9 protein-coding genes are annotated in these 13,357 nt (G+C 72.4%); 4 read left to right on the top strand and 5 right to left on the bottom strand.

The annotated features are described in order from the left end of the window. Positions 1 to 15: 15 nt before the first annotated feature. Complete coding sequence (locus tag AB0K12_RS02230; RefSeq protein WP_364555044.1) at positions 16 to 1,455, top strand: hypothetical protein; 1,440 nt, start codon at positions 16 to 18, stop codon at positions 1,453 to 1,455. 31 nt (positions 1,456 to 1,486) lie between these two features. Here the strand turns inward: AB0K12_RS02230 and AB0K12_RS02225 are convergent, their stop codons facing one another. Both AB0K12_RS02225 and eccD read right to left on the bottom strand, forming a co-directional pair. Then, positions 1,487 to 1,930, bottom strand: coding sequence for a YbaB/EbfC family nucleoid-associated protein (locus tag AB0K12_RS02225; RefSeq protein WP_364555043.1), 444 nt, complete (start codon positions 1,928 to 1,930; stop codon positions 1,487 to 1,489). A gap of 28 nt (positions 1,931 to 1,958) precedes the next feature. Continuing rightward, positions 1,959 to 3,428, bottom strand: coding sequence for a type VII secretion integral membrane protein EccD (gene eccD, locus AB0K12_RS02220; protein WP_364555042.1), 1,470 nt, complete (start codon positions 3,426 to 3,428; stop codon positions 1,959 to 1,961). Positions 3,429 to 3,530: 102 nt separating this feature from the next. Here eccD and eccCa point away from each other — a divergent pair, with 102 nt between their 5' ends. The 3 genes from eccCa to AB0K12_RS02205 are packed head-to-tail and all read left to right on the top strand — an operon-like array spanning position 3,531 to position 8,942. Next, a complete protein-coding gene (eccCa, locus tag AB0K12_RS02215) occupies positions 3,531 to 7,526 on the top strand; it encodes a type VII secretion protein EccCa (RefSeq protein ID WP_364555041.1) in 3,996 nt (1,331 codons plus the stop codon). Next, a complete protein-coding gene (locus AB0K12_RS02210; protein WP_364555040.1) occupies positions 7,513 to 7,845 on the top strand; it encodes a hypothetical protein in 333 nt (110 codons plus the stop codon). Before eccCa ends, AB0K12_RS02210 begins: the two co-directional genes overlap by 14 nt. Continuing rightward, positions 7,842 to 8,942, top strand: a complete 1,101-nt coding sequence (locus tag AB0K12_RS02205) for a WXG100 family type VII secretion target (RefSeq protein ID WP_364555039.1) — start codon at positions 7,842 to 7,844, stop codon at positions 8,940 to 8,942. The genes AB0K12_RS02210 and AB0K12_RS02205 overlap by 4 nt, the downstream gene beginning before the upstream one ends. Positions 8,943 to 8,998: 56 nt before the next feature. Here AB0K12_RS02205 and AB0K12_RS02200 read toward each other — a convergent pair whose 3' ends face one another. From AB0K12_RS02200 to AB0K12_RS02190, 3 genes are all read right to left on the bottom strand, one after another. Beyond that, on the bottom strand, positions 8,999 to 11,566 hold the full coding sequence (locus AB0K12_RS02200; protein WP_364555038.1) for a protein kinase: 2,568 nt from the start codon (positions 11,564 to 11,566) through the stop codon (positions 8,999 to 9,001). A 136-nt stretch (positions 11,567 to 11,702) separates the two neighbouring features. Then, positions 11,703 to 12,860, bottom strand: coding sequence for a S8 family serine peptidase (locus AB0K12_RS02195; protein WP_364555037.1), 1,158 nt, complete (start codon positions 12,858 to 12,860; stop codon positions 11,703 to 11,705). Between the two features lie 184 nt (positions 12,861 to 13,044). Then, positions 13,045 to 13,317, bottom strand: coding sequence for a WXG100 family type VII secretion target (locus AB0K12_RS02190; protein ID WP_345396257.1), 273 nt, complete (start codon positions 13,315 to 13,317; stop codon positions 13,045 to 13,047). Positions 13,318 to 13,357 lie beyond the last annotated feature (40 nt).

Below are 13,357 nucleotides of genomic sequence, written 5' to 3'. Positions count from 1 at the left end.
CGGCAGGGATGAGAGATGGCCGATCAGTGGGAGCCCATCAGGATCTACAGCTACCTCGGTGAGAGCAGGCCGGACCTGAGCGTCACCAGGGAGCGGGTGGTCAGCTATCTGAACGGCGCCGACCCGGACAGCGTCGAGAGGGCGGGCAAGAGCTACGTCGAGGCGGCCAAGCTGATCAAGGGCGAGGGCGGTGTCCAGGGCGCGCTGATGAAGGCGGCCAAGGACCTGTCCGAGGTCTGGAGCGGCGACGACGCCAAGCAGGCGCTGAAGGCGCTGCGGCTGCTGCACGCCAGCGCGGGCGCGCTGGGCGAGGCCATGCAGAAGACCGGCGAGCCGATGCAGAAGTACGCCGAGCGGGTCCGGCACTACCGCTCGACCGTGCCCGCCCCGGCGGGCAACCCGGAGCAGAACTCCGGCGGCGGCATGACGAACGGCGGCCCCAGCGGCGAGCCCAGTGGTGAGACGGCGCCACCGGTGATCCAGGGCAGCGGCGGCAGCGGTGGTGGCGGTGGCTCGGGCAGCATGGGCTACGCGCCCCTCGACGCCGACGCCGACGAGCGGGCCAGGAAGCATCTGGAGAGCCTGAACAACGAGATCGCCGACATCAACGCGCGCATCGCCGACGGGCTCGCGTTCGAGCTGCCGACGATCAACCCGCTGACCGTGGACACCCAGCCGGCGAACAAGCTGAACGCGCCCACGGTCACCGACCTGTCGAACGGCAACGGCGACGGCCGCTGGAACGGCGGCACGTCCGACCCCGGCGTCACGGCGGGCTCCGGCGGCCAGACCGGCTCAGGCTCGACCGGCAACGGCACCGGATCCGGCTCCGACGGCGCCGGCAACGGCTCAGACGGCACGGGCAAGGGCGACGGCACCGGCAAGGGCGACCAGGGTGACGGCACGACCCAGCCGCAGGACCCGGGCGGGCAGGGCCAGGACGGCCCGTCCACGGGCGACGACCCGGCGACCCAGCAGCCGGGCACGGAGACCCCGCAGCAGGACCAGCCGGGCGACCAGGACCAGGACCAGGACCAGCAGCAGGACGTGCCCCCCGTCATCACCGCCGAGGACTCGGGGACGGATCTGGCCCAGACCACGACCCAGCCGCCGGCCACGACCACCACCCCGAACCCGTACGCCACGACGTCGAACCCCTACACCTCGACGCCGCCCGGGGTCCTGCCGACCACCCAGCCGCCCGGCGGCGCCCCGTTCACCGGCGGCGGCCCCACGGCCGGCGGCCCCTGGTACGGCACCGGCGGCCCGGCCGCCACCAGCCCCGCCGTGCTGCGCGGCGGCGGCGCCCCCGGCAACGGCGTCATGGCCTTCCCGCCCGGCGCCATGGGGGCGGGCGCCCAGGACCACTGCGACGAGCACACCAGGGAGTACTACGACTCCGAGCCCGACATCTGGTCGCCTCCGGTGCCGACCAGCCCGGACAAGCTCTGCTGAGGAGCCGGCCGGGTCCCGCGACGGGACCCGGTCAGCCCTCCATCCGGTTGCGGATGCGGACCAGCTCGCCCATGACGTCCTCGAAGGTGCGGTTGTAGGCGGACTCGGCCCGGTGGATCATCTCCATCGCGCCGTCGGGGTCTCGGGCCCAGCGCATCGGGTTGTCCTCGCCGAACATGTCCTCCATCACCTCCGAGGTCTGCCGCTCCAGATCGGCGGCGGCCTCCGTGAACGCCTGCTTGATGCGCGCGGCCAGCTCGCCCGAGGACAGGCGCATGGCCTTGGGATGCAGGATCACGTCCTTCAGCCCCGCGGCGACGAACTCCACCGTCACCAGGCCGTCCTCGTCCTGGCCTGTGCCGACGATCTCCTCCATCGCGGGCCCCAGCTCGGCGATGCGGGCCATCTGGGCCTCGTTCTTCTTCAGCAGCTCGTCGACGTCGACGCCGCTGAAGTCGAAGTCACGATCCATCATGCTCTCTCCAACTCTCTCAGTACGGTGCTCAGCCGGACAGGCCGCGGATCCAGACGTAGACGTCGAGCACGCCCAGCGCGAGCGGGAACAGCGCGACGAGCAGGATGACGTCCACGATCTCGCCCGCCCGGCCCCAGAACGGCGACAGCCGCCCGGAGGGCAGCCACAGCCCCAGCCCGACGACCAGCATCGACAGCCACAGCAGCGCCATCACCACGGCGGCCGCCGCCACGGTGCCCGAGCCCGTGCTGAGCATGACGGCCATCGTGCCGAGCCCGCCGAGCCCCGAGCACAGCAGCCAGAGCCGCTGCCCGAGCCCGCCGAAGACGCGGGCGCGCAGCAGCAGCACCAGGCAGAGGACGGCGGCCATCGAGCCGGACATCCAGCCGGGCTCGGCGACCAGGAAGGCCAGCGCGCCGATCGCGGTCATGGCGATGCCGGCCACCATGCCGGTGGCGTACCTGCTGGCCTGGGCGGTGCGGGCGAGGATGCCGTCGCTGTCGATGCGCTGGTTGTCGGCGCGCAGCTCCTCGGCGTTGGTGGGCAGCGCGGGCAGCGGCACCCTGGCGATCTTGAACGACAGCGTCGGGATGAGCGGGCTGAGCGCGATGAGCACGGTCACGGTCATCGCGGCGGTGCCCGCGGCGGGCACGCCGAACACCATCACCATGCCGGCCGCGATCGCGCCCGCCACGGTCGCGATGGCGGTGCCGAGGAAGCCCGCCACGCCGTCGGCGACGACCGTGCCGCCGATCGTGGCCACCAGCGCCGTACAGGTCAGGGCGGCCAGCAGGTGGGGTGCGCCGACCCCGGCCAGCGTGGAGCCGCTCATGAGGCCGTAGAGGCCCGCGAGGAAGGCGTACGGGAGCGCCGCGTAACCGATCAGGGCGCCGGCCGAGGAGTCGCCCACGGCCCTGGACAGGGCCGCGCTGACGCCGATCAGCAGCAGCGCGAGCATGCCCGCCACCACGGTCACGCCGAGCGGCTCGCTGCCCGACAGGGCCAGCGCCGGCACGCCGAGCACGAGCAGCACGGAGGCGGCCCCCGCGCCGAGCGTCCTGGTGTGGCGGCCCTCCCACTTGCCGGTGCTCTCCGAGACGCCGGTGGCGACCACGTCGGCCACGTCGTCGTAGAGCGCGGGCGGCAGCTGGGCCTCGCGCGGGCGCAGGTAGAGGATCTCGCCGTCCAGCACGCCCAGGGCGGTCAGCGTCTGCCCGAGGTCGAACGGCGCCCCGCCGAGCCGCTGCAGCACCCATCCCGGCGCGCCCGCCGCGTCGCCGCCCGCCTCGCCGACCGCGCGCAGCAGGCCGGGCAGGACGTGCGGCAGCGGTACGTCGGCCGGCAGCGCCAGGTCCACCCTGCGGCGCGGCGCGACGATCGTGACGTGGCACAACGGCGCCAGCGGCATGTGCGGCCGCGGCTGCCCGCCCTGCCCGGCAGGGGGCGCGGGCGGTATGGGCTGCATCGGCTGCATCGGCTGGTGGGCGAGGGAGGTCACGACCACTCCAATGACTGGCTGGCTAAATCCGACATGGCGAACATATAGGGACGGTGTGTCTGGTAAGAAAGTGTCTCAGGTGACAGGAGGGTTGTCCGCCCAGTGAGCATCGTTGTCGTACGGCGGCCGGAACGCCGCCCGAGTCCTCAGCCACCGCGCGGAGAGATCCTGCTGGAGTCGCCGCCAGAGATCCCAGAGGTGCAGCCGGCCGGATTCACCGGAATCCTGATGTACGTGCCCATGCTGGCCGGCGGCGCCGCCATGGGCCTGATGTTCACCGCGGGCGGCAACTCCAACCCCATCATGTACGTGGCCAGCGGCCTGTTCGCGATCTCCATGCTGGGCATGACGGTCGGCCAGCTCGGCCGCAACGCGGGCGAGCGCAAGAACCGGCTCAACGGCCTGCGCCGCGACTACTTCCGCTACCTGGGCCAGATCCGCAAGCGCGTCCGCAAGGCCGCCATCCAGCAGCGCGAGGCCCTGGAGTGGAGCGGCCCGGCCCCCGACACGCTGTGGTGGGTGGCGATGGGCCCGCGCCTGTGGGAGCGCAGGCCGCGCGACGACGACTTCGGCACCGTACGGCTCGGCACCGGCGTGCAGAAGCTGGCCGTGCAGCTCGTCCCGCCCGACACCAAGCCCGTCGAGGACCTCGACGCGCTGACCGCGGGCGCGCTGCGCCGCTTCGTCAGGGCGCACTCCACGGTGGCCGGGCTGCCGGTCGCGGTGGCGCTCAACTCGTTCGCCAGGATCCGGCTCACCGGCGACCAGCGGGCGATGCGCTCGCTGGTCAGGGCCATGATCGCGCAGCTCGTCACCTTCCACTCCCCCGACGACATGCGGGTGCTGGTGTGCGCGAGCGGCGAGTGGATGCCGCACTGGGACTGGGTGAAGTGGCTGCCGCACGCGCTGCACCCCGACGAGGTGGACGCGGCGGGCAAGGTGCGGCTCATGGCCGAGAACATGATCCACCTCGACCAGCTCGTGGGCGACGAGCTGAAGGAGCGGGCCAGGTTCCGGCCGAACACGGCGGCCGACGCGCTGCCGTACCACGTGGTGATCGTGGACGGCGGGCACGTGCCGCACGACTCGCAGCTCGGCACGGACGCCATCCAGGGCGTCACCGTCATCGACCTGTCGGAGGCGACGGGACCCGTCGAGGAGGCCGCCACGCTGCGGCTGGACATCCAGCCCGACGGCTTCCACATGGTGAAGATCGACCACGCGGGCAAGCGCTCGTCCACCCGGCTGGGCGACCCCGACCGGCTCGACTACGCCAGGGCCGAGGGGCTGGCCAGGCAGCTCGCGCCGCTGCGGGCCTCGGCCGGCTCCGACGGCGACGCCCAGGACGTGCTGGGCAGCAGCATGACGCTCACCGACCTGCTCGGCGTGGGCGACCCCGCGCTGCTGCAGCCCACCGTCACCTGGCAGCCGAGGGCGGGGCGCAACCGGCTGCGGGTGCCGATCGGGCTCGGCGCCGACGGCCGCGTGGTCGAGCTGGACATCAAGGAGTCGGCGCAGGGCGGCATGGGCCCGCACGGGCTGGTCATCGGCGCCACCGGCTCCGGCAAGTCGGAGCTGCTGCGCACGCTCGTGCTCGGCCTGGCGATCACGCACTCCTCCGAGATACTCAACTTCGTGCTCGTCGACTTCAAGGGCGGCGCGACGTTCCTCGGCCTGGAGACGCTCTCCCACGTCTCGGCCGTCATCACCAACCTCGAGGACGAGCTGCCGCTGGTCGACCGCATGCACGACGCGCTGCACGGCGAGATGGTGCGGCGCCAGGAGCTGCTGCGCGCGGCCGGCAACTACGCCTCGCTGCGCGACTACGAGCGGGCCCGCGAGCAGGGCGCCGACCTGCGGCCGATGCCGACGCTGTTCATCGTGCTGGACGAGTTCAGCGAGCTGCTGGCGGCCAAGCCCGAGTTCATCGACCTGTTCGTGATGATCGGCCGGCTGGGCCGCTCGCTCGGCGTGCACCTGCTGCTGGCCTCGCAGCGGCTTGAGGAGGGGCGGCTGCGCGGCCTGGACACGCACTTGTCGTACCGGATCGGCCTGCGCACGTTCTCGGCCATGGAGAGCCGGGTCGTGCTGGGCGTGGCGGACGCGTACGAGCTGCCGTCCGCGCCGGGCAACGGCTACCTGAAGTTCGACACGACCGGCATGACCAGGTTCAAGGCCGCGTACGTGTCGGGCGCCCACCAGTCCGACCCCGCCGCGTCGGGCGCCACCGACGGCCAGGCCCCGATCCGCGAGGTCGTCGAGTACGGCCCCGCCTATCTGCCGCTGCCCGAGATCCCCGAGCCGGAGGAGCCCGAGGAAGAGGAGGAGTCGGAGCCGGCCGCCGCCGGTCAGCGCAGCCTGCTCGACGTCGTCGTCTCCCGCCTGGCCGGGCACGGCCCCGCCGCGCACCGCATCTGGCTGCCGCCGCTGTCCGAGCCGCCCACGCTGGCCCACCTGCTGCCGCCGCTGTCCGTCACCCCCGAGCACGGCCTGTCCACGACCGGCTGGCAGGGGCGCGGCAAGCTGCACGCCGTCGCCGGCATCGTGGACAAGCCGTTCGAGCAGCGGCGCGACCCGTACTGGCTGGACATCTCCGGCGCGGCCGGACACGTCGGCGTGGCCGGCGGCACGCAGAGCGGCAAGAGCACCGTGATCCGCACGCTGGTGACCGGCATGGCGCTCATGCACACCCCGCGCGAGGTGCAGTTCTACTGCCTCGACTTCGGTGGTGGCGCGCTCGCCTCGCTGGAGGGCCTGCCGCACGTCGGCAGCGTGGCCACCCGGCTCGACGGCGAGCGGGTCCGGCGTACGGTCGCCGAGATCGCCGGCATCCTGGAGCGGCGCGAGCGCGAGTTCGGTGAGCAGGGCATCGAGTCGATGGCCGCCTACCGCCGCATGCTCCAGGAGGGCACGATCGAGGGCGACGGCTGGGGCGACGTGTTCCTGGTCGTGGACGGCTGGCTGACGCTGAGGCAGGAGTTCGACTCGCTGGAGCCGACCATCACCGACATCGCGGGCCGCGGCCTCGGCTACGGCATCCACCTGGTGGCCGCGACCAACAAGTGGTCGGAGTTCCGGCCCAGCATCCGCGACCTGTTCGGCACCAAGATCGAGCTGAAGCTGGGCGACTCCTACGAGTCGGAGGTCAGCAGGAAGCAGGCGATGGCGGTGCCCGAGAGCACGCCGGGCCGCGGCCTGACCAAGGACGGCTTCCACTTCCTGTCGGCGCTGCCCAGGATCGACGGGGTCCAGAACTCCTCCGACCTGGCCGCCGGGGTCAGGGCGCTGGTGCAGGCCGTACGCGAGTCGTGGCAGGGCCCCGTCGCGCCGCCCGTACGGCTGCTGCCCGCCGTCCTGCCGGTCTCCGCGCTGCCCGAGGACCCCGACCGCATCCCGATCGGCATCGACGAGGCGTCGCTGTCGCCCATGGCGCTCGACTTCGACTCCGACCCGCACTTCGTGGTGTTCGGCGAGAACGAGAGCGGCAAGTCCAACCTGCTGCGGCTCATCTCCGAGGGCCTGGTCAGCAGGAAGGAGCCCAGCGAGGCGATGCTGATCGTGATCGACTACCGGCGCTCGCTGCTCGACTCGGCCGTCACCCCGCACCGCATCGGCTACGCCGCCTCCAGCGCCGCCGCCGCCAGCCTCATCAACGACGCCAAGGAGGCGCTGCTCAGCCGCCTGCCCCCGGCCGACCTGACGCCCGAGCAGCTGCGCGACAGGAGCTGGTGGCAGGGCTCCGACCTGTACGTCATCGTGGACGACTACGACCTCGTCGCCACCTCGGCCAACCCGCTGCACCCGCTGGTCGACCTGCTGCCGCAGGCCCGCGACATCGGCCTGCACCTGGTGCTGTCGCGCCAGATGGGCGGCGCCAGCCGGGCCATGTTCGACCCGGTCATCCAGCGGCTGAAGGACATGGCGACGCCCGCCCTGCTCATGTCGGGCAGCAAGGACGAGGGTTACCTGTTCGGCAACGTACGCCCGCAGCCGCTCCCGCCCGGCCGCGGGCACCTGGTGGACCGCCGCTACGGCTCGCGCCTGATGCAGACGGCGTTCCTGGACGCAGAAAGGGGGGCCGACCGTGGCCGACCTTGACATCCATCTCTCCGCGCTCGACCGGTGCCGCACCGCCATCAAGAAGGCGGCGGGCCAGTACCAGGAGACGCTGACCGAGCGCAATCCCGGCGAGCTGACGTACGACGCGGACGGGGAGGTGCACAACAACCGCACCCCGGTCAGCGCCGACACCTTCGGCCACCTGCCCGGCTCGGCGGGACTCGCGTCGGCCGCGAACAGCGTCTGGTCGGCGCTCATCGGCGAGATGGACGAGGCGCGCAAGAAGCTCGCGGGCACCGAGCGCGGCCTGAGCGACGTCGAGGAGAACATCCGCGCGGCCCACCGGGCCACGTCGTGAGCGTCGCGCACCTGCCGGGCGGCGCCGCGCTCGACGAGATGCTGCGCAAGGTGACCGGCAAGCCCGGGGGCATCGACAAGATCGCCGAGCAGTGGACGGCGTCGTCGGGCGACATCGAGGAGTTCGCCGGGGCGCTGTCGTCGGCGGTCAGGAACGTGGACGCCGCCTGGAACGGCCGCTCGGCCAAGAGCTTCGACGACTACATGCGCAAGTACGGCACCGCCGCCGAGAGCCTCAAGACGGCGCTGAACGACTGCGCCGCCGCGCTCAAGTCCGCGGCGTCCGCGCTGCGCGAGTCGCACACCGAGATCTCCTCGATCTGCCGCGACCTCGCCACGAGCGCCGCGAACTACCGCACCCGGTACATGGACGAGCACCCCGACGCCACCGAGGCGGACGTGCGGCCCGGCCTCGTCGCGCTGGTCGAGCAGGCCAAGAAGGACGCCAAGCCGTGGGTGGACGCCGCCGAGACGGCCGTCTCCAAGGCCAAGAAGAACATCGACGAGCACCTGAAGAACCGCCGGCTGACCTTCCACGCCATCCCGGACGTGACCACCCAGACCTTCACCCCCGAGAAGGGGCGCAAGCTCGACTGGGTGCCCGACCCCGACTACCAGACGGAGGGCACCTCCGTGCAGGGCGGGCGCGGCTCGCAGCTCGGCGCCGGCGCGTCTTCCGGCGGCTTCGGCGGTTACGGCCCCAGCGGCCCGCCGCCGACCGGCGGCGGTGCGGCGCCGTCCGAGCGGGTCATGGCGTGGATCAAGGAGGCCGTGGACATCCTCGCCGCCGCCGGCGTGCCCGCCTCCAAGATGAACGTCCACGACATCTGGCAGATCATCCGGCACGAGTCCGGCGAGAATCCCCACGCCATCAACACCTGGGACTCCAACGCGGCCAAGGGCACCCCGTCCAAGGGCCTCATGCAGACGATCGACCCCACGTTCAACGCCTACGCCATGGACGGGCACCGCGACATCTACAACCCGGTGGACAACATCATCGCCGGCGTCCGGTACGCGATCGCCCGCTACGGCTCCGTCTCGAACGTGCCCGGCCTCGTCGGCAACAGGCAGGACACCGGCTACGTCGGCTACTGACGCGGACGCCCCCGGGGCCGCAGGGGCTCCGGGGGCGTCGCTGTCAGGTGGGTGGCTCAGCCGCAGTTGGCATAGCCGGTGCTCGTGCTGCCCGAGCCGACGTAGCCGGAGATGCGCACGCACTTGCCCTTGGCGCTCACCTTCACCGGGCCGGCGTAGTACTCGAAGCTGCCGTTGTCGGACTGGCTGCCGCCGCCCTGCGCCTCAAGGGTGACGCCGGTCGGGGTGCTCTTGCCGACGTCCGCCGTCTTGATGGTGACGGCGCAGTTCTGGCCGGTGCTGTTGTTCCACAGCTGGTACGTCACCCCGCCCGAGAATGAGGCGGACCGCTGCACCGAGAACCCGGAGCCGCACACCTGCGTGGCCGTGTACGGGTTCTTGACCGGCGCGGCCGGCTTGGCCGTGGTCTTCGTCGGCTGGGGCTTGGCCGTCGTCTTCGTCGGCCGCGGCTCCGGCTCCTGGGTAGGCGTCGGGTCGGGCCGCTTCGTCGGCGTCTTGACCGGCGCCTTGGGGGTGGTCTTGGTCGGCTTCGGCGTCGGCTGCACCGTCTTGGTGACGGTCGCCTTCGGCTTCGGCGCCTGCGTCTTCTGCTGCTTCTTGGTGGGCTGCGCCTGCTTCGTCACGGTCGCCGGCGGCTGCGTCGGCACCACGACCGGCGTCGTCGGCAGCGCCGACGGGGTGGTGGGCGCCGAGGTCAGCTCGGGCACGTCGGGCGTCGCCGACGACCACTCGGTGGGCAGCACCAGCGGCCCCACGTCGTTGGGGTCGTTGCTGGCCGCCCACGGGACGGTGGCCTCGGCGGTCGCCTGCGGGTTCGCCGGGTCGGTGCCCTGCGGCGCCGGACCCGTGGCGGTGCCGCTGGGCGTGGGGATGCCGTCGGTGTTCTCCTGCGCCACCGAAGCGGGCTCGACCTGCTGGAGGCGTACGTAGCGGTTGGCACCCCACAGGCCCACGGCGGCGACGAGCGCGACCGTGGCGACGGCGGCGATCAACGCCAGCGGCAGCCCCCTGCGGGGCGCGGGCGACGACGACCGTTCGATCCTGATCTGCGCGGGCGGCTGCGGCGGGTCCGCCTCAGGCGGCCCCCACATGGTGCTCTCCGGCGTGACGGGCCGCCCCTGCGACTCAGGCCCACCCTGCTGATGCGGTACGGGCACATTCGCCCCAGGCCCCTGCATGCCACGCCCCTGCATCCCATGGCCGTGCATGCCAGGCCCCGGCACGGGCATCCCCTGAAGCGGCGGCCCAGGAACGTGCGGCGGCGGCACGTGCGGCCCCGAAGGCGGACCCTGCGGGGGCAGATTCGGCCCGGAAAGCGGCCCGTGCGGCGGCCCTTGGGGCGGCCCCTGCATCGGCACGCCCCCCTGAGGCATCCCCTGAAGGGGACCCCCCTGAGCGGGCACCGACGGAGGAGGCCCCTGCGGCGGCACATGAGAACCGATCGGCGGCCCCTGCATCGGCGGCCCCTGCATCGGCGGTCCTTGCGGCGGGCCCTGAGGCGGCCCCTGCATCGGCGGCCCTTGCGGCGGCCCAGCCGGCATCGGCAGCCGCGCGATCGTCACACCTTCCAGCGGCGGCCGTTCAGGCGCGGGCCGCGCCGCAGGCGCCTCAGGCCCCTCAGCCGCAGGCGCCTCAGGCCCCTCAGCCGCAGGCCCACCGGACTGGGGTCCACCCGCAACAGGCGCACCGGGCTCGGCTTCGTCCGCGACAGGCTCAACGGGCTTCGGCTCGTCCTCAGCCGCCGGCTTCGGCGCCTCCGCCTCGGGAGCGTCCGGCGTCGAGTCCTTCGCGGCCGGCTGCGGCTCGTCCGCGTCCGGGGCGCTCGGGGCCGGGGCGGCGGCCGCCACGGCCGCTTCGGGCTTCGCCGCAGGGGTGTCCGGGGTTTTCGGGGCGTCGCCGAGGACCTGCATCAAGGCGCTGTAGGTCGTCGGGCGGGAGCCGACTTCCCTGGTCAGGGCCGACAGCAGGACGCGGCGGAGTGGCTCGGCCGTGATGCCGACGTCGGGGTCGCCGCTCAGGGCGGCTTCACGGTCGGCGAACGGCGGGCGGCCGGTGCCGGCGTACACGATGGTGGCGGCCCAGGCGAAGACATCGGCGTAGGGGCCGTACGGGCGGCCCTCCAGCTGCTCGGGCGCCTGGTAGGCGGCGTCGCCGACCGGGTCGCCGATGGCGGCGTCGGTGACGCGCGGGCCGTCGGGCCCGAGGATCACGTTGTGCGGGGTGAGCGAGCGGTGGGCCAGCCCGGCGAGGTGCACGGCGGACAGCGCGGTCAGCACGCCGACGGCCACGCGTTCGAGCGCGTCCCCGGTCAGCGGCTCGCCGCCGGCGACGGTTTCGGCCAGGCTCTTGCCTTCGACGTACTCGCGCACGACGTACGGCCGGTCGTCGTGGTGGCCGGCGTCGAGGACGCGGGCGACGTACGAGCTGGAGACCCGCTTGGCCCCCAGGTACCGATCGGGCTCACGCTCGGACTCCGGCTCGGCGGGGAGCAGCTTGATGGCCACCTTGGGCGCGTCCTCGGACTCGCGCCCGAGGAAGACTGCCCCTCTCGGCCCCTCTCCCAGCAGCCCGACAATGCTGAAAGCGCCGATCCGCTCTGGATCCCCAGGGCGCAAAGGGTGCATGCCCAAACCTTTCACCAGCAAAGCATGAATTGATCACATTCAACCAGATCTGTCACATCAGCATCAGGCGTTTCGGACGGCCGTCAACAAATCGTTGTGCCGTTTCCTTGCGCCCGTAGTTACGACGCCGTACAGATCAGGTCGGCCGCCCGGGACGCCAGCCCCTCCGCCGGCCCATCGGGATCACCACACGCATCGCCACCACCAGCAGCGCCAGCCCGATCGCGCAGGCCGCGACGAGCACGGCCAGATCGATGGCCTTCTCGTCCACGGGCGGGGCCTTGGTCACGGCGCTGCGCGGCAGCGGGGTCGGCGGTGGCGGCGCGACCACGGGCGCGTTGGCCGGCTCGAACGGCAGGATCGCGCTCACCGCCAGCATCGGGTTCACCATGCCCGCCCCCTTGCCCGCGCCGGTGGCGCCGTCGGCGGTGGCGATGATGCGCCGGCGTACCTGCGCCTGGTCGAGACTGGGATAACGGGCCCTGACGAGCGCGGCGACGCCCGCCACGTACGGCGCCGCGTAGCTGGTGCCGTCGAGCCCCTTGGCGTAGGCGCCGCCCGGCCAGGTCGAGGTGATGTCCTGGCCCGGCCCGATCACCGACACGGGCGTCTTGGTGTTGGAGAACTCGGCCAGCGTGCCTTCCGGCCCTGCCGCGCCCACCGCGAGCACGCCGTCGTAGCTGGCCGGGTAGGCGGGCGATGGGGTGCCGTCCTGGCGGGAGATGTTGCCGGCGGCGGCGACGATGACCGCGTCCTTGGCGAGCGCGTACCGTACGGCCGTTTCGAGCGCGGGGTGGTCGAGCGTCTTGCTCGACACGTTGATGACCTTGGCGCCCTGGTCGGCGGCGGCCTTGATGGCCTTGATGAGCAGCGTCGTGTCACCGTTCTGCTCGGTGTCGGTGAACTTGTACGACAGCACCCGCGCCCCCGGCGCAACGCCGTGGAAGAGCACGCCCTTGACGTATTGGGCACCGATGATGCCCGCGACGGCGGTGCCGTGGCCGACGCAGTCGCGGTAGCCGGAGCCGACGAGGTCGGCCTTGCCGCCCAGGCGGAGCTGCGGATGAGTGAGGTCGACACCGGTGTCGATGACCGCGACGGGAACGCCCGCACCGGTCGACAGCGACCAGACGCTCTTGGGGTCGAGCCGCTTCTGCGCCCACGGCTCACCGACCTCCAGCTGGCCCCTGGGCGGATTGCAATCGGGGGCGGCCCCTGCGGCGGCCCCTTGGACGGCTGGGGCGAGGGGAGCCTGCAAGGCGAGCACGCTGGCCAGGAGGACGCGACCAATCATGGAGAAAAAGGGTAGCCCGCCCGATTCGCCGCAAAGTTACGTTCGGCCGACGCCACACGCACCTGGATCCCCGCGATGCATCTGAGGATTCTCGCGGCGGGTCAACGGTAAGCGGGGGGTCAACGGTAAGCGGCGGGTCAACGGCAAGAAGCCCCGGCCGCTTCGCCAGGGCCCCTTCCGTTGATCATTTCGTGGCGGACTCGATGTTCTGCCGGTAGGTCCCGATGACCCGCGAAGCCTCCTGAAGCTCCTCGGTCATCCGCTGGAATGCCGTGCGGTAGTTCTGCCACGCCTGCTGGAAGCGCTGCGCCCCAGGACCCGTCCACGCCGTGCCGACCTTCGCGGCCTCGCGGTCGAGCGCGGTCATCGTCGTACGGACCGCCTCCGACTGCTGCGTGAACTGGCTGGACATCTGCTGCATTTCCGCGGGGTCGCCGCCGAGCATGCTCTGGCTCATGCATACCTCCTGGAACCTGTGAAAGCGCCCTCACCCTAAG

The organism is Nonomuraea sp. NPDC049419 (genome assembly GCF_040676995.1).
Taxonomy (GTDB): domain Bacteria; phylum Actinomycetota; class Actinomycetes; order Streptosporangiales; family Streptosporangiaceae; genus Nonomuraea; species Nonomuraea salmonea.
This window is presented reverse-complemented; position numbering and strand designations above follow the sequence as displayed.

Bases quoted from the DNA above. Each gene is read 5' to 3' on its own strand.
- AB0K12_RS02230 (WP_364555044.1), top strand. From the start codon at position 16: ATGGCCGATCAGTGGGAGCCCATCAGGATCTACAGCTACCTCGGTGAG.
- AB0K12_RS02225 (WP_364555043.1), bottom strand. From the start codon at position 1,930: ATGATGGATCGTGACTTCGACTTCAGCGGCGTCGACGTCGACGAGCTG.
- AB0K12_RS02200 (WP_364555038.1), bottom strand. From the start codon at position 11,566: ATGCACCCTTTGCGCCCTGGGGATCCAGAGCGGATCGGCGCTTTCAGC.
- AB0K12_RS02195 (WP_364555037.1), bottom strand. From the start codon at position 12,860: ATGATTGGTCGCGTCCTCCTGGCCAGCGTGCTCGCCTTGCAGGCTCCC.
- AB0K12_RS02190 (WP_345396257.1), bottom strand. From the start codon at position 13,317: ATGAGCCAGAGCATGCTCGGCGGCGACCCCGCGGAAATGCAGCAGATG.